The 20,101-nt window shown below is 63.3% G+C and carries 20 protein-coding genes; 10 read left to right on the top strand and 10 right to left on the bottom strand.

What is annotated here, in order from left to right; genetic code table 11:
• Positions 1-22: 22 nt before the first annotated feature.
• Positions 23-1,456, bottom strand: coding sequence for an MFS transporter (locus M2334_RS07460; RefSeq protein ID WP_264579083.1), 1,434 nt, complete (start codon positions 1,454-1,456; stop codon positions 23-25).
• A 179-nt stretch (positions 1,457-1,635) separates the two neighbouring features.
• Between M2334_RS07460 and M2334_RS07455 the strand changes: the two genes are divergently transcribed.
• Positions 1,636-2,154 (top strand): nuclear transport factor 2 family protein, encoded by a 519-nt coding sequence (locus tag M2334_RS07455; RefSeq protein WP_264579084.1) that lies wholly within the window; start codon positions 1,636-1,638, stop codon positions 2,152-2,154.
• A gap of 121 nt (positions 2,155-2,275) precedes the next feature.
• On the opposite strand, the gene M2334_RS07450 is transcribed toward M2334_RS07455, so the two are convergent.
• The 4 genes from M2334_RS07450 to eno all read right to left on the bottom strand — a co-directional run bounded on the left by M2334_RS07450 (position 2,276) and on the right by eno (position 6,591).
• Positions 2,276-3,670: a pyruvate dehydrogenase complex E1 component subunit beta gene (locus M2334_RS07450; RefSeq protein WP_264594349.1), complete on the bottom strand. Its 1,395-nt coding sequence runs from the start codon at positions 3,668-3,670 to the stop codon at positions 2,276-2,278.
• A complete protein-coding gene (gene pdhA, locus M2334_RS07445; RefSeq protein ID WP_181559911.1) occupies positions 3,670-4,743 on the bottom strand; it encodes a pyruvate dehydrogenase (acetyl-transferring) E1 component subunit alpha in 1,074 nt (357 codons plus the stop codon). Before pdhA ends, M2334_RS07450 begins: the two co-directional genes overlap by 1 nt.
• A 119-nt stretch (positions 4,744-4,862) precedes the next feature.
• On the bottom strand, positions 4,863-5,174 hold the full coding sequence (locus M2334_RS07440) for an FtsB family cell division protein (protein ID WP_181559912.1): 312 nt from the start codon (positions 5,172-5,174) through the stop codon (positions 4,863-4,865).
• Between the two features lie 142 nt (positions 5,175-5,316).
• Complete coding sequence (eno, locus tag M2334_RS07435) at positions 5,317-6,591, bottom strand: phosphopyruvate hydratase (RefSeq protein ID WP_264570610.1); 1,275 nt, start codon at positions 6,589-6,591, stop codon at positions 5,317-5,319.
• 197 nt (positions 6,592-6,788) lie between these two features.
• Between eno and M2334_RS07430 the strand changes: the two genes are divergently transcribed.
• From M2334_RS07430 to M2334_RS07410, 5 genes are all read left to right on the top strand, one after another.
• Positions 6,789-7,292, top strand: a complete 504-nt coding sequence (locus tag M2334_RS07430; protein ID WP_181559914.1) for a hypothetical protein — start codon at positions 6,789-6,791, stop codon at positions 7,290-7,292.
• 28 nt (positions 7,293-7,320) lie between these two features.
• Positions 7,321-7,710: a phage holin family protein gene (locus M2334_RS07425; protein ID WP_264605133.1), complete on the top strand. Its 390-nt coding sequence runs from the start codon at positions 7,321-7,323 to the stop codon at positions 7,708-7,710.
• Complete coding sequence (locus M2334_RS07420) at positions 7,707-8,048, top strand: hypothetical protein (protein ID WP_264605132.1); 342 nt, start codon at positions 7,707-7,709, stop codon at positions 8,046-8,048. Before M2334_RS07425 ends, M2334_RS07420 begins: the two co-directional genes overlap by 4 nt.
• Before the next feature lie 7 nt (positions 8,049-8,055).
• The gene (locus M2334_RS07415) at positions 8,056-8,502 is read left to right on the top strand and encodes a hypothetical protein (protein WP_264605131.1); all 447 of its coding nucleotides are present in this window, start codon (positions 8,056-8,058) and stop codon (positions 8,500-8,502) included.
• Between the two features lie 104 nt (positions 8,503-8,606).
• Entirely contained in the window at positions 8,607-8,843 is a 237-nt protein-coding gene (locus M2334_RS07410) for a DUF4170 domain-containing protein (RefSeq protein WP_264570615.1), read from the top strand.
• Positions 8,844-8,890: 47 nt separating this feature from the next.
• Here the strand turns inward: M2334_RS07410 and M2334_RS07405 are convergent, their stop codons facing one another.
• From M2334_RS07405 to carA, 5 genes are all read right to left on the bottom strand, one after another.
• A complete protein-coding gene (locus tag M2334_RS07405) occupies positions 8,891-9,559 on the bottom strand; it encodes a rhomboid family intramembrane serine protease (RefSeq protein WP_264605130.1) in 669 nt (222 codons plus the stop codon).
• 90 nt (positions 9,560-9,649) lie between these two features.
• Positions 9,650-10,126, bottom strand: a complete 477-nt coding sequence (gene greA / locus M2334_RS07400) for a transcription elongation factor GreA (RefSeq protein ID WP_181559920.1) — start codon at positions 10,124-10,126, stop codon at positions 9,650-9,652.
• A gap of 93 nt (positions 10,127-10,219) precedes the next feature.
• Positions 10,220-13,558, bottom strand: a complete 3,339-nt coding sequence (carB, locus tag M2334_RS07395; RefSeq protein ID WP_264605129.1) for a carbamoyl-phosphate synthase large subunit — start codon at positions 13,556-13,558, stop codon at positions 10,220-10,222.
• A complete protein-coding gene (locus tag M2334_RS07390) occupies positions 13,558-13,827 on the bottom strand; it encodes a hypothetical protein (RefSeq protein ID WP_264605128.1) in 270 nt (89 codons plus the stop codon). The genes carB and M2334_RS07390 overlap by 1 nt, the downstream gene beginning before the upstream one ends.
• Positions 13,824-14,981 (bottom strand): glutamine-hydrolyzing carbamoyl-phosphate synthase small subunit, encoded by a 1,158-nt coding sequence (gene carA, locus M2334_RS07385; protein WP_264605127.1) that lies wholly within the window; start codon positions 14,979-14,981, stop codon positions 13,824-13,826. Before carA ends, M2334_RS07390 begins: the two co-directional genes overlap by 4 nt.
• A gap of 161 nt (positions 14,982-15,142) precedes the next feature.
• Here carA and M2334_RS07380 point away from each other — a divergent pair, with 161 nt between their 5' ends.
• The 4 genes from M2334_RS07380 to rpoD all read left to right on the top strand — a co-directional run bounded on the left by M2334_RS07380 (position 15,143) and on the right by rpoD (position 20,078).
• Positions 15,143-15,595, top strand: coding sequence for a GatB/YqeY domain-containing protein (locus M2334_RS07380; protein ID WP_264606049.1), 453 nt, complete (start codon positions 15,143-15,145; stop codon positions 15,593-15,595).
• Between the two features lie 153 nt (positions 15,596-15,748).
• Positions 15,749-16,114, top strand: coding sequence for a GIY-YIG nuclease family protein (locus M2334_RS07375; RefSeq protein WP_264594345.1), 366 nt, complete (start codon positions 15,749-15,751; stop codon positions 16,112-16,114).
• A complete protein-coding gene (gene dnaG / locus M2334_RS07370; protein WP_264605126.1) occupies positions 16,111-17,982 on the top strand; it encodes a DNA primase in 1,872 nt (623 codons plus the stop codon). The genes M2334_RS07375 and dnaG overlap by 4 nt, the downstream gene beginning before the upstream one ends.
• 47 nt (positions 17,983-18,029) lie before the next feature.
• Positions 18,030-20,078, top strand: a complete 2,049-nt coding sequence (gene rpoD, locus M2334_RS07365) for an RNA polymerase sigma factor RpoD (RefSeq protein WP_264587362.1) — start codon at positions 18,030-18,032, stop codon at positions 20,076-20,078.
• Positions 20,079-20,101 lie beyond the last annotated feature (23 nt).

Genomic DNA, 20,101 nt, shown 5'->3' with positions numbered 1-20,101 from the left:
GTGAGAACTCAATGATGAGTCGTCAACTCCCCGCAGGCATTGCTTTGCTCACAGCCGCAACTTCTGCTGCCTCCAAGCGCTCGATTTCCTCACGATAGGGCTTGCAGGCACGCCACATGCTGATCGTGGCGAGCGGCAGCAGCACGAGCGCGGTGATGAAGATCGCCTGCCACAGCCGTGCCTCATCCCGCACGACATATTGCGCCACCACACCGATCACGAGGCTGCCCATCGCGCCGAAGAAGGTGAACATAAACAGGTACAGCGCCGTCACCTGCCCGCGCATGGCTTGCGGCGCGACGCGCTGCACGGCGGCATTCTGCGCCGGCGCGCCCGCAAGGCCGAAGAGCGTCGCCACAGCCATCGCGCCCATGGCGAGGTGCCCGGTCGGCATCAGCGGCGCGGCCAGCGTGCAGATGGTGACCGCGGTGAAGCAGATCGCCGCCGTGCGAACGTTCGCATCCTTATACTTGCGGCCGAACCACGAGACCATCAGGCCACCGAGCACGAGGCCGGCAAGCTGCGCGACCAGAAGCATGGGCGCGAGCACCGCGCCAATCTGCGCCTCGTCCATGCCATAGGTCCGCACGAGGAAAGGCACGCGCCAGAAGCCGATGCCCTGGCTTTCCGTCGCGCTGAGCGCCAGCGCGATGAACAGCGGGTAATAAACCATGCCTTTCGCCTGAATGCCGCGAATGGCGTCGAAGCCCATGAACGTGGCGATCTTGCGGCCGAAGCTGGCTTTCTGAGGCACTGCGATCGGGTCGGCCACAGCCGCCCGCCGCGCCGGCTCCTTCACCAGTAGGAACAGCAGCGCCGCCGGGAAGGACAGCAGGCCGAGGCCGATCAAGATCCACTGCCAGTTGAAGATGCGCAGGCCCCACACATAGCTGGTATCCCAATGCGATACCGCGCCGATCATCATACCACCGAACAGCACGCCAAGCGTGGTGCCGCCGATGAAGCCGAACTGCAGCAGCGCGAAGGCAATCGGGATTTTCTTGGGCCGGAACATGTCCACAATGAGCGAATAAGAGCCGGGGCCATGCGCCGATCCACCAGCGCCCAACAGCATCCGCGCCGCGATGAACTGGCCGAAGCCCTGCGCCAGACCGCTGAGCATGGTGACGCCGCCCGTCACCGCCGCGCTGATCGCGAGGATCATCTTGCGTGGATAGATATCCACGAGCCGGGCCAGCGGAATGCCGACGAAGACGTAGAAGATGATGCTTGCCGGACCACCCAATATGCCAAGCTGCGTATCGGACAGGCCGAAATCGACCTTGATCCGCTCCGCCAGCATCCCAAACACGGTGGCATCGAAAAAGCTCAGGAAGGTGGCGATGATGATGACAGTCAGCGCAAAATAGGCACGCGGGCTGGAGGGCCATTGCTGCGACGCGGCCCCAGCATCGTCGCCCGGCACGGAGTGTGCCGCCTGAGGTGCCATTGCCATGTCGTGAATTCCTCTCTGCTCGCCCTGGCGCCGCACCGGTTCCATTTCCTGCGGCTCGTTATCCTGCCAGTTTCAACCGCTGAGATTGATTCTGTCCAGCTTTAATTGCACAGGCGAAGCCCCTCGTCTAACCTCTTGCGAGCCTGCGCCATGGCACAGGCAGAGGAGAGGACATCATTATGCCGAACGAAACCGGGCGCCCTACAGCGGCGCAGGAGGATTATGCCGCCGATCGCGCCGCGATCATGCAGCTTGAAGCCGAGTATCTCATGGCGCTCGATTGGGGCGATGCCGAAAGCTACGCCGCCCTGTTCGCGCCCGAAGGCGTGCTGGAATGGGCAGGCGGCACCGCCGTCGGGCCGGAGGAAATCTACAAGGAAATCGGCGTCTACAAGGAAGCCATCAAGCAATATTATGGCGACGATGGCTCAGGCCAGCCTGTCACCCTGCGCCACTTCATCACCAATCAGGCCATCTATGTGCATGGCGATACGGCCAAGGGCGTGATCTACTGGTTCGAGGTAGCCAATAACGGCACGGGACATACCCCGCATATCGGCAGCTACGGCCATTATGAGGATAAGATGCGCAAGGTGGATGGCGCCTGGAAGTTCGTTAGCCGCAAGATCTTCAACGAGCAATTGCCGGGCCGTCGCGCCGGTGCCGAAAATCCGGGACGCGCCGCGCGCCTTCCCTGAGTTAAGACAGAGAATGGAGGGACAAAGGCTGGTGCTCCTGCGAAGGCAGGAGCCCAGGGCAGCCAAGACCTCTCGCGCCATCAAAGGTCGCGGGGCGCCCATATGAGCGCCCCACCCTATCTCAATCCCGATAGCAGACCTTGCGGGCAGCCTTCACGACCCGCGCCGCATCGATCAGCGCCGCCTTTTCGAGATTGGCCGCATAAGGCAGCGGCACATCCTCATTGGTCACGCGCAGCACCGGCGCATCGAGATCGTCGAAGCCCTGCTCCATGCAGACCGCCGCAATCTCGCTGGCGATGGAGCAGACCGGCCAGCCCTCTTCGACCACCACGAGGCGGTTGGTCTTCTTGAGGCTTTCCAGCACCGTCGCGGTATCGAGCGGGCGTAACGTACGCAGATCGATCACCTCGGCATCGATGCCATCGGCGGCGAGCGTTTCGGCTGCCTCGAGCGCCACGCCGACGCCGATGGAATAGCTCACCAGCGTCACATCCTTGCCGGGGCGGACGATGCGTGCCTTGCCGATCGGCAGGACATGATCGTCAAGCTGCGGCACCTCGAAACTGCGCCCGTAGACCAGTTCGTTCTCAAGGAACACCACCGGATCTTCGCTGCGGATCGCGGCCTTCAGCAGGCCCTTGGCATCCGAGCTGTCATAGGGCGCGATCACGATCAGGCCCGGCACGGCCGCATACCACGGGCCGTAATTCTGGCTGTGCTGCGCGCCAACCCGGCTCGCCGCCCCATTGGGGCCACGGAACACGATTGGGCAGCGCATCTGCCCCCCGGACATGTAGTTGGTCTTGGCGGCCGAGTTGATGATCTGGTCCATCGCCTGCATGGCGAAGTTGAAGGTCATGAACTCGACAATCGGCTTGAGGCCGCCCATGGCAGCGCCCGCGCCGATGCCGGCAAAGCCATGCTCGGTGATCGGCGTGTCGATCACGCGCTTGGGGCCGAACTCTTCGAGCAGGCCTTGGGTGACCTTGTAGGCGCCCTGATATTCGGCGACTTCCTCGCCCATCAGGAACACGCGCGGATCGCGCCGCATTTCCTCGGCCATGGCATCGCGCAGCGCTTCGCGGACGGTCGTCTTGACCATCTGCGTGCCTTCCGGGATCGCCGGGTCCGTCACCGCGCTCGCCTTGCTGCCGGAGAGATTGGCGGTGCCGCTCTCGGCCTTCTTGGGCGCCTCAGCCTCGTCCGCAGCCTTGGGCGCGGCCTGCGCTTCGGCCTTGGGAGCTTGCGCGGCCGGTGCGGGCGCTTCTTCGCCTTCGCCGGAGAGCATGGCGATCACCGTGCCGACCTTCACATTGTCGGTGCCCTCGGCAATTAGGATCTTCTCGATGGTGCCTTCATCGACAGCCTCGAACTCCATCGTCGCCTTGTCGGTCTCGATCTCGGCCATGATGTCGCCGGCCTTGACCTCATCGCCTTCCTTGACGAGCCACTTGGCCAGCGTCCCCTCTTCCATCGTCGGCGAGAGGGCCGGCATCTTGATCTCGAGACCCATCAATACTGCTCCACCAGCACATCGGTATAAAGTTCGGCCATGTCAGGCTCGGGCGAGGTTTCCGCGAAGTCGGCCGCCTCGCTCACATCCTTGCGGATCTTCGTATCGATGGCCTTCAAATCCTCTTCCTTCACGCCGGCATCGGCGAGAATCTTCTTGAGGCCCTCGATCGGATCGGACGTGTCGCGCATGTGCTGCACTTCGTCGCGCGAGCGATACTTCGCCGGATCGGACATCGAGTGACCGCGATAGCGATAGGTCTTCATTTCCAGCAGGATCGGCCCCTTGCCGGAGCGGACATACTCCAGCGCCGCCTCGGTGGCGCCGCGCACGGCCAGCACGTCCATGCCATCGACCTGGATGCCCGGAATGCGGAAACTCTCGCCGCGACGATAGAGCTGATCCTCGGCGGAGGAACGCGCCACGGAGGTGCCCATGGCATATTGGTTGTTCTCGATCACATAGATGATCGGGAGCTTCCACAGCTCGGCCATGTTGAAGCTCTCATAGACCTGGCCCTGATTGGCCGCGCCGTCGCCGAAGTACGCGACGCACACGCCGCCATCCTCGTTATATTTGTGACCGAACGCCAGACCGGTGCCGAGGCTGACCTGCGCGCCGACGATGCCATGGCCGCCGAAGAACTTATGCTCGACGCTGAACATGTGCATCGAGCCGCCCTTGCCGCGCGAAATGCCGGCCTCCCGGCCCGTCAGCTCGGCCATGATGATCTTGGGATCGATGCCATAAGCAAGCATGTGGCCATGATCGCGATAACCGGTGATCACGCTGTCCTTGCCGGGCGTCAACGCCGACTGGATGCCGACCGCAACCGCTTCCTGACCGATATAGAGGTGGCAGAAGCCGCCAATCAGGCCGAGACCGTAAAGCTGCCCGGCCCGCTCCTCGAAGCGGCGGATGAGCAGCATCTGACGGTAGAATTCGAGCAGCTCTTCCTGGCTCGCGTCATAGGGATTGGGCTCACCGGGGCGCTCCCGGTTATGGTCCGCAGACGGCGCCGTGGCAGTGGATGCAGGGGCATTTTGCGCGCGTCTGGAAGCTGGCTTCGCCAATGTTTCAGGTCCTTCTCGCGTGGCTGTTACAGCCAGCTATAGGCACGGCACCGGCAGGAGCGCAATGTCCAGATAGGTTAAATGGGTGGCGAAATCTGGTTAGTCGACCGCACCCTTAGTCATTTCATCGGAACGACGACTTCATCGGGGTGCGTGACGCCGAGCTGCTTGCGGACCAGCTCGTCGACCATATCCGGATCGGCATGGCGCGGATCGAGCAGCTTCACCCGATTCTCCAGCGCGGCCTTCTGCTTGTGCAGCGCCGACAACTCGGCCTGCCGCTGCTTGAGCTGCCGGCTGTAATCGGACCAGGCGAGAATGCCGTTCGGGCCAATGATGGCATAGCCGATGAAGAGCAGGAGCAGGAAAATGGCAATGGCCGGCGTGAACGCCGAACCAAGAAGAAACCTCAATTTTGCCAGATGCGCCATGGGCCCTTGGAATCACGCCGACCGTTGCAATGCAAGCCCAAAATGAACGAATGCGACAAATTGCATTAACTTTGTAGACAAGCCGTCGGCCCGGGGGATGCGCAACGGATCGTTCGCCTCCACCCGGACCGTTAAAAACGCCTCAGCGGAAAATCGACGTTCCCGCATAATAAGCGCGGTCGCCCAGTTCTTCCTCGATACGGATGAGCTGGTTGTACTTGGCGAGCCGGTCGGAGCGCGCCAGCGAGCCGGTCTTGATCTGGCCGCAGTTCGTGGCGACCGCCAGGTCGGCAATGGTCGCGTCCTCAGTCTCACCCGAGCGGTGCGACATCACATTGGTGTAGCGCGCACGGTGGGCCATATCGACGGCGGCGAGCGTTTCGGTCAGCGAGCCGATCTGGTTGACCTTGACCAGCATGGAGTTGGCGAGTCCCTTCTCGATGCCCATGGCGAGGCGCTTGGGGTTGGTGACGAACAGATCATCGCCCACCAGCTGGCACTTGTCGCCGATCTTGTCGGTCAGGATCTTCCAGCCCTCGAAATCATCCTCGCTCATGCCGTCCTCGATCGACTTGATCGGGTAGCGCGCGACGAGGTCCGCGAGATAGTCGGCCATTTCGGCCGGGGAGAGCGTCTTGCCCTCGCCGGAGATCACATAGCTGCCATTCTTGAAAAACTCGGTCGCTGCGCAATCGAGCGCCAGCACGACATTCTCACCCGGCTTGTAACCGGCCTTCTCGATGCTCTGCATGATGAAGTCGAGCGCTTCGACCGTTGAAGCGATGTTGGGCGCAAACCCACCCTCGTCGCCCACGCCGGTCGCGAGACCCTTGTCGTGCAGGCCCTTCTTGAGCGTGTGGAAGATTTCCGAGCCGATCTGCACGGCGTGGGCGATGCTCTCCGCCCCCACCGGCATGATCATGAACTCCTGGAAGTCGATCGGATTGTCGGCATGTTCGCCGCCATTGATGATGTTCATCATCGGCACCGGCAGCACATGGGCGGAGACGCCACCGACATAGCGGTACAGCGGCAGGCCGCGCGCATCGGCAGCCGCCTTGGCCGTCGCGAGGCTTACGCCGAGAATGGCGTTGGCGCCGAGCCGCGCCTTGTTCTCCGTGCCGTCCAGCTCGATCATTGCGGCGTCGACATCGCCCTGATCCTCGGCATCCATGCCGGTGATCGCTTCGGCAATCTCGCCGTTCACTGCATCGACGGCCTGGAGAACGCCCTTGCCGAGATAGACGGACTTGTCGCCATCTCGCTTCTCGACCGCTTCATAAGCGCCGGTGGATGCGCCCGAGGGAACGGCGGCGCGGCCGAAGCTGCCGTCTTCCAGCAACACGTCGACTTCCACCGTCGGGTTGCCGCGGCTGTCCAGGATCTGGCGGGCGTGAATGTCGAGAATTGCGGTCATGGCTGTGCCTTCCCCTTCCGTCTGGCAAATTATCGGCGCGGATTAGCGAGCGCACTCCCTCATGGCAATGGCGGGCGGCTCGGCTTATCTTGCTGTTTCTGTGCAATGGCGGGAACATTTGCCGCCGCAGGTCTGTTAAAGAGGGCGAGCCTTGCTATAACAGGCAAGCCTGTTCTGTATCACAAGAGGAACCCGCCATGGCCGAGACCAATAGCACCGGAACGACCCGCAAGAGCACGTCGAAGGCGACGTCGGCGCGCAAGGCTGCATCGGATGCCACGAGCGCGAAGTCGGCTGCGCTGTCCACGGCAGCAGAGGCGCGGGGCGCGGAGACCGGATCGAGCACCGACTGGCGCGAGCAGGCCGGCGAATTTGCCGAGCAGGCTAAGGCCACCGCACGCGGTGCCGCCACGACGGCTAAGAACACGACAGGCGATGCCCTTCATGGCCTCTCGAAGCTGATCGCCGAGACCGCCGAGACCGTCGATTCAAAGCTCGGCCCGCAATATGGCGATTATGCCCGCAAGGCTGCGGAAACCGTCGCCGGCGCGGCGGACTCGCTGGACGCCAAGGATATCGACCAGCTCACCGAGGAAGCGCGCAACTTCGTGCGCAAGAGCCCTGCGGTGGCGATCGGTGCGGCGGCTGTGGTTGGCTTTGTGCTCATGCGCATGATGCGGGGCTCGTCGAGTGACAGCTGAGGCTGGAAGGACCGGCCGGCATTGATCGATGAGTGATCCCGACACCATGCACACTGCGGCGGGCACCCCGCCGAACCCTGAAGACGCGCTTGAAAAGGAGACCATTGGCGAGAGCTTTTCGCGGCTGATTGCATCGGGCCGGGAACTCGCCGAGGCGGAATTGACGTGGGCGAAGCTCAAAGCGGCACTGATTGCCGCGGCGGCCCGCCGCGCGGCGCTGTTCGGCGTCCTCGCCTTTCTGTTCGTCAGTCTGGCGCTCGTTACGCTGGTCGCGGCAGCCGTGATCGCGCTCGCGCCTTCTGTCGGTTGGCTTGGCGCGGCTCTGATCGTAGCCGGAGTCCTCCTGCTGCTCGCTCTACTTTGCGGCCTGATGGTCAAGCGTGCCCTCTCCCCCCTCAGCAAGGCAGATCGCCCATGAGCAGCGCGCCCTCCCCCCTCGAACTGGCCGAGGCCCGCCAGCGTGCGGATAGCGCTAGAGAGCGTTTTCGCTCTGCAGTGGACGGAGTTCGCGACCGGTTAAGCCCGGCGCATCTGAAGGACGACGCCGTCGAGGCGGTTCAGCAGAAAGTGTCGCAAGCCAAACAGGCCGCACGGGGAACGCTGCGCCGCCATCCCGTCCTGACGACGCTGGTCGCGACCGGTGCGGTCGGCCTTCTCTTCTGGCGCCCTGTGCGATTCATCTTGCTCTACGTGATGCGTGGTGCTTGGCTCGTCTGGTTGAATCGCGCTCTATGGAGCCAGAAAGAGGACAGTTGATCAGACGATGACCGCCCCGAAGACGAAGAAGGGCCGCCAAGCGGCTTCTACGCTTGAGCAGGTGAAGGACAAGGTCGGGAGCACGCTTGCCACGGTGCGCGAGCGGGGCGAGGACGTGGTCGCTGACACGCGGGAAAAGGCCTATCGTGCAGCCAATGAAACCAACCGGATGTTTCAGGAACATCCCATCGCGGCAGTAGCCGCAGCTGCAGCAGCCGGGGCCGTCATCGCCATTTTCCTGCCCAAGCTGGCCATCGGATCAGCTGCGGGCAAGGCCGGACGGGCGGCGCAGCAGGCCGTGCGAAACTCCGGCGCGCGCCAAGCGGCGCAGACCATGTTCGCCAATCTTGCAAAGACGGAAAAGGCCGCGCTTCAAACGGCGGCGGTCGAAGCCGCCCGCCTGATCGGCAAACGCATCAAGAAGCCGCGTTCGGACAAGAAATCGGACGCCTAGGATCGCAAGGCCAGTGTCGCCATTCTTGGCAGAACCGGCCGAGGCTGCTAGCAAATCGACAACGCCCAGGCGCCTCTTGCCGGGCATAAATCCGGAGCACTTTCTTGAGCCTCATGCACCTCGTGATGGGCGGTCGCGTCAAAGACCCGCAGAAACTCGAATTTGAAGATCTGAATGCCATCGACATCGTCGGCATCTTCCCGAACTATGCCAGTGCCGAAGCGGCCTGGCGCGGCGCGGCGCAGCGGACCGTGGACGATGCGGAAATGCGCTATGTGATCGTCCATCTGCATCGCCTGCTCGATCCGAGCACGGATGATGCCGAGGATCACGCTCACTGACGGATTGGCTCGGGTGGCAGTGCTAGACCAGCGCTGGCACGCGCCCGTCAGGACGCCCGAAACCGCCGGGCCAGCAAGGGGCGTGCGAGCAGCAGGCCGGCGATGAAGCCGCCGATATGGGCGCCAACGGCGATCCCGCCGAAGAAACTGTCGAACCCGCCCGCCAGCGCGATCAGCAATTGCAGGATGGTCCACGCTGCGCCGAGCCAGACCATGCGGACGATATAGGCGGGAACAGGCCCCATCGCCTTCACGCCGCGCTGGCTGTAAATGAACGCATAGGTTCCCAGCACGGCGGAAATCGCGCCGCTTGCGCCGATCATCGGCACCCAGCCCTCGCCTTGCGCATAAAAGAAGCTCGAAAGCCATTGCCCGAGCGCTGCGGCATAGGCGCCGACGACATAGATCACCACGAGCCGGCCCGGACCGAGCAGATTTTCAACGAAGCGGCCGCAGAAGATCAGCATCAGCACATTGAAGCCCAGATGCATCCACCCGCCATGCAGCAGCGTGGCGGTGAGCGGCGTGATCCACAGCGGCAGCCACGGCACGTTGAAGGTCAGCGCTTCGGACGACGAGAGCAACGTAACGCGCTCGGAAATGAACCCGGCAATCAGCGCCGCGCGCCCCATCTCCCCGGTGAGATACAACGGCAGGAAGACGATGACGATGATCGCCGCCAGAATGTTGGTCGCCGGACCTTTGGGAAGCTGCATCGCGATGTCAGCCGGCTGCGGTGCGAACCGACAGCGTGAACGCTGCCGGTGCGGCAACCAGAAAAGACATAATCATGGCGCGGCTGCGGATCAGATGAATTCGATCTTATTGACCAGATAGAACTTGTCGCCGGACGGTACCGTCACCTCGACATCCTCGCCGACCTGACGGCCGATGAGGGCGCGGCCAAGCGGACTGTTATAGCTGATCATGCCCAGCTTCGCGTCCGCCTCGGCCTGGCCGACGATCTGATAGCGCACCGGCTTGTCATCCTCGTCCAGCAAGGTGACCGTGGCGCCGAAGATGATCTTGTCGCCCGACAGCGTGGTGGGATCGATAACCTGCGCGCGCGAGAGCTTGTCTTCCAGATCGGCGATGGTCGCCTCGACCTGGCCCTGACGCTCTTTTGCGGCATGATATTCGGCGTTTTCCGAAAGATCGCCATGGGCGCGTGCCTCCTCGATCGCATCCACGATCTTGGGACGCTCGGCCTTGAGCGCGCGGAGCTGGTCGGTCAGCTTGTCATAACCGACTTGCAGCATCGGCATCTTCTCAACGGTCGCCATCTCGACTCCCTATTTCCAGCGCAACAATGCGCGAACTCCCTAGTCCGCCGGGGATCCGGTCGGCCCGCAACTGATTTCTTGTGTTCTGGAAGATCAGTCGTGCGACGCCTGATAATAGGATTGCAGCGACTTCACTTCAAGAGGACGCGCACGCAAAGCCTCAATTGCGTCCACCGCAGCCAGACTTGCCCCCGCGGTCGTGAAGCTCGGCACCTTGCCGCGCAACGCGCTCGTGCGGATCGCCTTGCTGTCCTTGAGCGACTGCCAGCCTTCCGTGGTGTTGAAGATGAGGTCCACCTCGCCATCCGCAATGCGGTCCACAATATGCGGACGGCCCTGCGCGACCTTGTTCACCTTCTCCACCGGCAAGCCGTTCTCCGCGAAGAAGTCGGCCGTTCCGCCGGTTGCGACGATCTTGAAACCGAGATCGGCAATCTTGCGGGCCCCGGGCAGGATCACGCTCTTGTCGCTATCCTTAACGGAGATGAAGACCGTCCCCTGCTTGGGCAGCACCGTGCCCGCGCCGATCTGCGCCTTGGCGAAAGCAGTCGCGAAATCGCTGTCGATGCCCATGACCTCGCCGGTCGACTTCATCTCCGGGGAAAGGACCGGATCGACGCCGGGGAAGCGATTGAACGGGAACACGGCTTCCTTGACCGCAATATGGCGGATCGCATTGCGGTCGATCTTCGGCAGGCTCGCGAGCTTCTCGCCGGCCATCACCCGCGCGGCGATCTTGGCGATCGGCGTGCCGATGGCCTTCGCCACGAACGGCACCGTGCGCGAGGCGCGCGGATTGACCTCGATGAGGTAGACCAGCCCATCCTTGACCGCGAACTGGATGTTCATGAGGCCCCGCACGGAGAGCGCGCGGGCCAGCACATCGGCCTGCCGCTCGATCTCGGCGATGAGATAATCGGGCAGGCTGTAAGGCGGCAGCGAGCAAGCGCTATCACCGGAGTGAACGCCGGCTTCCTCGATATGCTGGAGCACGCCGGCGACGACGACATCCTCACCATCGCACAGCGCATCGACGTCAACCTCAACGGCATCGCGCAGATACTGGTCGATCAGCACCGGCGAGTCGCCCGAGACCTGCACCGCCGTGGCGATATATTCCTCGAGCTGCGCCTGGCCATCGACGATCTCCATCGCCCGGCCACCCAGCACGTAGCTCGGGCGCATCAGCACCGGGTAGCCGATGCGATTGGCCACCGCGATGGCTTCTTCCCGGCTGCGGGCGATGCCATTGGCCGGCTGTAGCAGGCCCAGTTTCTCGATCAGCGCCGCGAACCGCTCGCGATCTTCGGCAAGGTCGATGGCATCCGGCGAGGTGCCGAGGATGGGAATGCCGGCCTCTTCCAGTGCCTGCGCCAGCTTGAGCGGGGTCTGCCCGCCGAACTGCACGATCACTCCAACAAGCTCGCCCTTCGACTTCTCGACATGCAGGATCTCCAGCACGTCTTCCGCCGTCAGCGGCTCGAAATATAGCCGGTCGGACGTATCATAATCGGTGCTCACCGTCTCCGGATTGCAGTTGATCATGATCGTCTCATAGCCCGCATCTTCCAGCGCGAAGCAGGCGTGGCAGCAGCAGTAATCGAACTCGATGCCCTGGCCGATGCGGTTGGGTCCGCCGCCCAGGATCACGACCTTGCGCCGGTCGCTCGGCTGGCTCTCGTCCTCCGGCTCGCCGAAGCTCGGCGCCTCATAGGTCGAGTACATATAAGGCGTCTTGGCCTCGAACTCGGCCGCGCAGGTGTCGATCCGCTTGAACACCGGACGCACGCCGAGCTTGTGGCGCAGCGCGCGCACCTCCTTCTCGGTGACGCCGCCAGTCATCGCCACCACCGCATCGCGGACGAGACCCGAGCCGCGCTTTATCGCGTTGTCCATGCCACCGGGGATGTTGGCCGACTGCAGCGCCAGCCAGGCAAGGCGCTTGTCCGAGAAGCCCATGGACTTGAGCTTGCGCATGGCCTCCGCATCGCGCGGCAGGCCATTGGCGAGCACGCCCTTCTCGGCCTCGACGATCTCGGCAAGGCGCTGCAGGAACCAGGGGTCGAACTTGGCGACGGCATGGATTTCATCCACGCTCAGCCCCTCACGCAGCGCCTGTGCTGCGATCAGCAGCCGGTCCGGGGTCGGCTGACCCAGCGCCGCAACGATCTGCTCCTTGGGCGCCCCGACCAGATGATCGACCTGATTGAAACCGGCGAGGCCTGTCTCGAGTCCGCGCAGAGCCTTCTGCATGGATTCGTGAATATTGCGGCCAATTGCCATCACTTCGCCGACGGACTTCATGGCGGTTCCGAGCAGCGGCTCGGCGCCCTTGAACTTCTCGAAGGCAAAGCGCGGGATCTTCGTCACCACATAATCGATGGTCGGTTCGAAGCTCGCCGGCGTCACGCCGGTGATGTCATTGGTGATCTCGTCCAGCGTGTAGCCCACCGCCAGCTTGGCCGCGACCTTGGCGATCGGGAAGCCGGTGGCCTTGGAAGCCAGCGCCGATGAGCGCGACACGCGCGGGTTCATCTCGATGACGATCAGCCGCCCATCCTTGGGATTGACTGCGAACTGTACGTTGGAACCACCTGTTTCCACGCCGATTTCGCGCAGCACCGCAATGCTGGCGTTGCGCATGATCTGATATTCCTTGTCGGTCAGCGTCAGCGCCGGCGCGACGGTGATGGAGTCGCCCGTGTGGACGCCCATCGGATCGACATTCTCGATCGAGCAGATGATGATGCAGTTGTCCGCGCGGTCGCGAACCACTTCCATCTCATATTCCTTCCAACCGAGCAGCGATTCCTCGATCAGCACTTCGGTGGTCGGCGACGCATCGAGACCGGTGGTCACGATGCGCACGAACTCTTCCTTGTTGTAGGCGACGCCGCCGCCGGTGCCGCCCATGGTGAAGCTGGGGCGGATGATCGCCGGCAGGCCGGTGAATTCCAGCGCGGCCATGGCTTCGTCCATGGTGTGCGCGATGCGCGACCGGGCGCTCTCAAGGCCGATCTTGTCCATCGCGTCGCGGAATTTGAGCCGGTCTTCGGCCTTGTCGATCGCCTCGGCATCGGCGCCGATCATCTGCACGCCGTATTTCTCCAGCGTGCCATCGTTGAACAGCGCCAGAGCCGTGTTCAGCGCAGTCTGCCCGCCCATCGTCGGCAGGATCGCGTCAGGGCGCTCCTTCTCGATGATCTTGGCGACGATCTCCGGCGTGATCGGCTCGATATAGGTCGCATCGGCCATTTCCGGATCGGTCATGATCGTCGCGGGATTGGAGTTGACCAGAATGATCCGGTAGCCCTCTTCCTTCAGCGCCTTGCAGGCCTGCGTGCCCGAATAATCGAACTCGCACGCCTGGCCGATGATGATCGGGCCAGCGCCGACGATGAGGATCGAGGAGATGTCTGTTCTTTTTGGCATTATTTGTTCCGAGCCTCGTTCCCGGTGGAACCGATTTGAAGATCCTCGCGCGATCGCACCTTGTCGAGCGCGCATTGAAGGGCATTGGTCTCGCTGACCGATGGCAGGGCCTCGCGTCGCAGCATGTCAAAGCTCACCCGATCCGTGCCGTGAGCCACCAGCCGGACGAACTGGTCGGCGCGGCAGGTGGCAACCATATAATCGAGCTGACGCTGCAACTGGCCCTGATCGCCTGCCGCGCCCGCCGCAAGGAGCGCGAGCGCAATCACGCCAGCCCCTCCACGAACCGCTGGAACAGGTAGAAGCTGTCCTGCGGCCCCGGCGAGGCCTCGGGGTGATATTGCACGGCGAAAGCCGGCTTGTCCGTGAAGGCGATGCCGCAGTTGGAGCCGTCGAACAGGCTCACATGGGTCTCGACGACATTGACCGGCAGCGTGGCGGTATCGACCGCGAAGCCGTGGTTCATCGAGGTGATTTCCACCACGCCGTCTTCCAGCCGCTTGACCGGGTGATTGGCGCCGCGATGGCCCTGATGCATCTTGGTGGTCTTCGCACCGGCGGCCAGCGCCAGCAGCTGATGACCAAGGCAGATGCCGAAGATCGGGACATTCTCGTCGAGCAGCTTTCGGATAACCGGCACGGCATAGTCGGCTGTCGCCGCCGGATCGCCCGGGCCGTTTGAGAGGAACACACCGGCGGGGTTGAGCGCCTTGATCTGATCGTAGGAGGCCGTGGCCGGCAGCACCGTGACTTTCGCGCCGGCCTTAACGAGGTTGCGGAAGATATTGTCTTTCGCGCCGAAATCCATGGCGACGACATGGGGCCGCTCGCCCGCTTCCATCGCCTCATAGCCAAAGCCGAGGCGCCAGGCGCCGCCGGTCCACTCCCGCTGTGCGCCGGTCACCTCGATAGCGAGGTCCATGCCTTCCAGGCCCGGCCAGGCCTTTGCCTTCTCGTGCAGCGCCGCGAGATCGAACTGGCCCTGCGGATTATGGGCGATCACCGCATTGGGCGCGCCCTTCTCGCGGATCAGGCGGGTCAGGGCACGCGTATCAACACCTGCGAGACCGATCCGGCCGTTAGCCTTCAGCCAGGCATCGAAGGGCTGGACGTTGCGGAAGTTGGATGGCGCCGTCACATCCTCACGCACGATGCACCCCAGCGCCCAGGGCTGCTGGCATTCGACGTCATCGGCATTGGTGCCGACATTGCCGATATGAGGGAAGGTGAAGGTGATGATCTGCCCGGCAAAGCTCGGGTCGGTCATGATCTCCTGATAGCCGGTCATCGCGGTGTGGAAGCACAGCTCGCCAACCGCGTCTCCCTCGGCACCGAAGCCGCGCGCGAAGACGACGGTGCCATCGGCTAGAACCAATACCCCCGTCGCTCCTTTGGGCACGGTCGGGTATTTGGCGTTCGCCATGGCTGTCTGATCCTTCGCTTTTTGCTTTCTGGCAGGCGCCCCAAGCGCCCGGCTAAACGGCCGGCTCACTATGGGTTCGCATCTGCACGGTCAATCTATTAAAAAAAGGGGAGCGCCGCTATATCTGTTCCTTTCCCGCAAGGTGACTCGGAGATTACGTGATGATTCGCGACGGCATCAAGGCTGCCCAGATTGAGGCGATGAAGGCCGGCGACAAGCCCCGGCTGGCCGCTGTGCGCCTGATCCTGGCCAAGTTGAAGGACCGCGACATCGAGCTGCGCACCGCCGCCAGCACGCCCGATGACGACGTGATTGTCGTCGATGTGCTGCAGAAGATGATCAAGCAGCGCCGCGAATCGATCACCATGTACGAACAGGGCGGCCGCGCCGAACTCGCCGCGCAGGAGCAGGCCGAGCTTGAGGTGATCGAAGGCTTCCTGCCCAAGCAGATGAGCGAGGACGAAACCCGCGCCGCGATCGAGGCGATCAAGGTTGAAGTGGGTGCGTCGTCGGTGAAGGACATGGGCAAGGTGATGGCCGTGCTCAAGGAGCGCCACGGGACGGTACTGGACATGAGCAAGGCCAGCGGCCTGGTAAAGGCAGCGCTGGGGTGATTGGGGGAGAATTCCCTCCTCCCTCTCTTTCATCGCTCGCCCTTCCTCCGTTCGTGTCGAGCGAAGTCGAGACACGGCCAGCCAAGCGCAAGGTGTCTCGACTTCGCTCGACACGAACGGGGAGTATTCGGCACGAACGGTTAGGGGATACGGATGGCCTTTTGGACATATATCCTGCGCTGCCGTGATGGCCGATATTACACGGGGCACACGGATGACCTTGAACGCCGCATGGGCGAGCATCAGACGGGCGGTTTCTGCGCGTTTACGACCGCACGCCGCCCTGTGACATTGATCTGGTCGGAGAGCTTCGGATCGCGTGGCGAAGCGTTGCAGGCGGAACTGATCGTGAAAAAATGGTCGCGCGCCAAGAAGGAGGCTTTGGCTAGCGGGGACTGGGAACGGCTCTCCCATTTTGCGCGTCCGCCTTCGGAACGTGTCTCGACTTCGCTCGACACGAACGGAGGTTTAGGGGCACGTGGAGGGGAGCAGCTCGGTACTCATGGGCCTATGCCATGAGCCTCACCCCGCAATGGCTGGACGAACTCCGCGCCCGCACCACCCTCTCCACGCTCATCGGCAAGACGATCAAGGTCCAGAAGGCCGGGCGCGAATACAAGGCGTGCTGTCCCTTCCACAATGAGAAGACGCCCAGCTTCACGATCAACGACGAGAAGGGCTTCTACCATTGCTTTGGCTGCGGGGCGCATGGCGATGCGATCCGCTGGATGACGGATCAGCGCGGCCTGCCCTTCCTGGATGCGGTCAAGGAGCTTGCTGCTGCAGCCGGCATGGAGGTACCCGCGCCCGATCCGCGTGCCGCCAAGCGGGCCGAGCAGGCGAAATCGCTGCATGACGTGACCGCCGCGGCGCAGAACTGGTTTGAGGATCAGCTTGGCGGCCTCGATGGCGCCGAGGCGCGCGCCTATCTGCATAAGCGCGCGCTGACGGACGCGACCCGCCGGGCCTTTGGGCTGGGTTTCGCGCCGGATAGTCGCGGCAAGCTCAAGACCGCGCTGCGAGACTTCCCCGAAGACATGCTGGTCGAGGCCGGCATGCTCATCCGGCCGGAAGACAGCGAACGAGACAGTTACGATCGTTTTCGCGGGCGGCTGATGATCCCGATCCGCGACCAGCGCGGGCGGGTGATCGCCTTTGGCGGGCGGATTCTGGGCCAGGGCGAGCCCAAATATCTCAACTCCCCCGAGACGCCGCTGTTCGACAAGGGTCGCACGCTCTTCAACCTCGACAAGGCGGCGCCTGCCGCGCGCAACGCGGGCCGGATCATCGTCGTCGAGGGCTATATGGACGTGATCGCCATTGCCCAGGCCGGCATTGCCGAGGCTGTGGCGCCGCTCGGCACGGCCCTGACGGAGGCGCAGATCGAGAAGCTGTGGAGCATGGTGGAGACGCCGATCCTGTGCTTCGATGGCGATAGTGCCGGGCAGCGTGCGGCGATCCGTGCCGCCCACCGCGCTTTGCCGCTGCTGCGCCCCGGTCACAGCCTTGCGTTTGCGACGCTGCCGGCCGGGCAGGATCCTGATGATCTGTTGCGGGCCGAGGGGCTTCAGGCCTTCGAGGCCGTGCTCGCAAGCTCGATCCCGCTGGCGGACCTCATCTGGCGCAGCGAGCATGATGCCGCGCCGCTGGCCACGCCGGAAGAACGCGCTGGCTTGAAGCTGCGGCTCAATGCGCTTGCCGCCACAATTGCCGATAGCGACATCCGGGCGCTCTATTCTCGCCTGTTCAAGGAGCGTTACGACGCGCTGTTCTTCGCGCCGCGCGCGGCGCCCAACGCCCGCTTCGAGGGGCGATCGGCGGGTCGCGGCGGCGGCACGATGAAGGGTGGCCGCTGGATCGCCCCGCCCCCACCGGCCACGCAGGACGCGAAGGCGATCCGCGAAACCGGCGGAGACATGCTGCTTCTCCGCGCCGTTCTGGCCGGCCTCCTGCGCTTTCCGGGCGAGATCCTCGTCCACCGCGAGGCACTGGACAGCCTGTCGCCGCCCGACTCCGGGCTGGCAAAGTTGCTGGACGCGCTGCTCAAAGCGGCCGATCGCCAAGAAACTGTTGAAACCGAGGCGCTCCTTACCATATTGGGCAGCACTGAGCTGTATAATATGGCGAAGGGGTTGCTCCGCGCCGACGCGCTGCATTTCACCTTCACCCAGGCCGAAGCCGACGGATGGCGTGCACAGCGCGATCTGGCGGAAGCCATCGGGGTGCTGGTGGCGATGCCGCGAATCGAAGCGGAGCTGGCGGCGGCGACGAGAGCGATGGCGGAGAATCTGGACGAGGCGAGTTTCGCCCGCCAGCAAGCCCTGCGCAAGCTCAAGGAAGATCTGGCGGCACGAGCCGCCGAGCTGGCCCAACCCCTCGAAGAGTGAATAACTGGCCCGCGCGGCACCGCGCTTGGCCCGGAGCAAGGCAACGCATGGCGACGAAGATCAATGGAAACGCTGGAAACCCGGAGAGTGGCGAAGAAGGCGGCGATGCCCCCCTTCTCGATCTCAACGAAGCGTCCATCAAAAAGCTGATCGCCCGTGCCAAGAAGCGTGGCTACATCACCTATGACGAGCTGAACAGCGCCCTGCCGCAAGGCGAGATGTCCTCCGACCAGATCGAGGACATCACCTCGGCGCTCAGCGACATGGGCATCAACATCGTCGAGAATGAAGAACAGGGCGATGACGGCGAAGAGCAGCCCGAATCCGAAGTCGAATCCATCGACAATAATTCGGACGAGGAGGACGGCTCAGGCAACGTCGCCGAGAAGAAGCAGACGACGACCGACCGCACCGACGATCCGGTGCGCATGTATCTGCGCGAAATGGGCGCGGTGGAGCTGCTCAGCCGCGAGGGCGAGATTGCCATCGCCAAGCGCATCGAGGCCGGTCGCGATACCATGATCCTCGGCCTGTGCGAAAGCCCGACGACGTTCAACGCGATCATCGGCTGGTCAACCGCGCTCAACAATGGCGAGATGCAGTTGCGCGAGATTCTCGATCTCGACGCCATGCTCTCCAAGGACCCGGCGCCGGAAAGCCTGTCGGAAGACGGCGAAGACGACGATGGCGAGATTTCCGAAAAGACCGCCGGTCCCTCGTTCAAGGACGAGGACGAGGTAAAGGACGAGCCGGAAGCCGACGGCGACGACGATGATTCCATGGTCGAACGCCGCACGGCGCGCCAGGAAGAGGACGACGAGGAGGATAACACTCTCTCGCTCGCCGCGATGGAAGAGCTGCTCAAGCCCGCCGCACTCGAAAAGTTCGCCAACATCACCGAGCTGTATGGCAAATTTGGCAAGATTCAGCAGGCCCGGCTGGTCGCGCTGGGCAATGGCATGGAATTCCCGGCCAAGGACGAAGCGACCTATCACAAGCTGCGCGAAGACCTGACGGCAGAAGTCGAGAGCGTCCAGTTCCACCAGCAAAAGATCGAATATCTCGTCGATCAGCTTTACGCCTTCAACCGGCGCCTGACGACGCTGGGCGGCCAGATGCTGCGCCTCGCCGAGCGCCACAAGGTCCCGCGCAAGGACTTCCTCGACCAGTATGTCGGCCAGGAGCTGGACGATGGCTGGCTGGAGAAGGTCAGCAAGCTCGACAAGAAGTGGGCGGCCTTTGCGGCCAATGAGGTCGATGCTGTCGAGCGTATCCGCGCGGAAGTATCCGAGATCGCGCAGTCGACCGGCACGTCCCTGCCCGAGTTCCGCCGCATCGTGAACATGGTGCAGAAGGGCGAGCGCGAGGCGCGCATTGCGAAGAAGGAGATGGTCGAGGCCAATCTCCGCCTCGTGATCTCGATCGCCAAGAAGTACACCAATCGCGGCCTGCAGTTTCTGGATCTCATCCAGGAGGGCAATATCGGCCTGATGAAGGCGGTGGATAAGTTCGAATATCGCCGCGGCTACAAGTTCAGCACCTATGCGACCTGGTGGATTCGTCAGGCGATCACCCGCTCGATCGCCGATCAGGCCCGCACCATCCGTATTCCGGTGCACATGATCGAGACGATCAACAAGCTGGTCCGCACCAGCCGCCAGTTCCTCCACGAGCAGGGCCGCGAGCCCACGCCGGAGGAAATGGCCGAGCGCCTGAGCATGCCGCTCGAGAAGGTGCGCAAGGTGATGAAGATCGCCAAGGAGCCGATCTCGCTCGAAACGCCGATCGGCGACGAGGAAGACAGCCATCTGGGTGACTTCATCGAGGACAAGAACGCGATCATCCCGGTCGACGCCGCGATCCAGGCGAACCTCAAGGAAACGGTTACCCGCGTCCTGGCGAGCCTCACCCCCCGCGAGGAGCGCGTGCTGCGCATGCGCTTCGGCATCGGCATGAACACCGATCACACGCTGGAAGAAGTCGGCCAGCAGTTCTCGGTGACGCGCGAACGTATTCGCCAGATCGAGGCCAAGGCGCTGCGCAAGCTCAAGCACCCGAGCCGCAGCCGCAAGATGCGCAGCTTCCTGGACCAGTAAGATCCGAAATCAGATCAGGCGAC

The organism is Sphingobium sp. B11D3D (assembly GCF_025961755.1).
Lineage (GTDB): Bacteria > Pseudomonadota > Alphaproteobacteria > Sphingomonadales > Sphingomonadaceae > Sphingobium.
The sequence above is the reverse complement of the archived record's forward strand: the minus strand, read 5'-3'. Positions and strand labels throughout refer to the sequence as shown.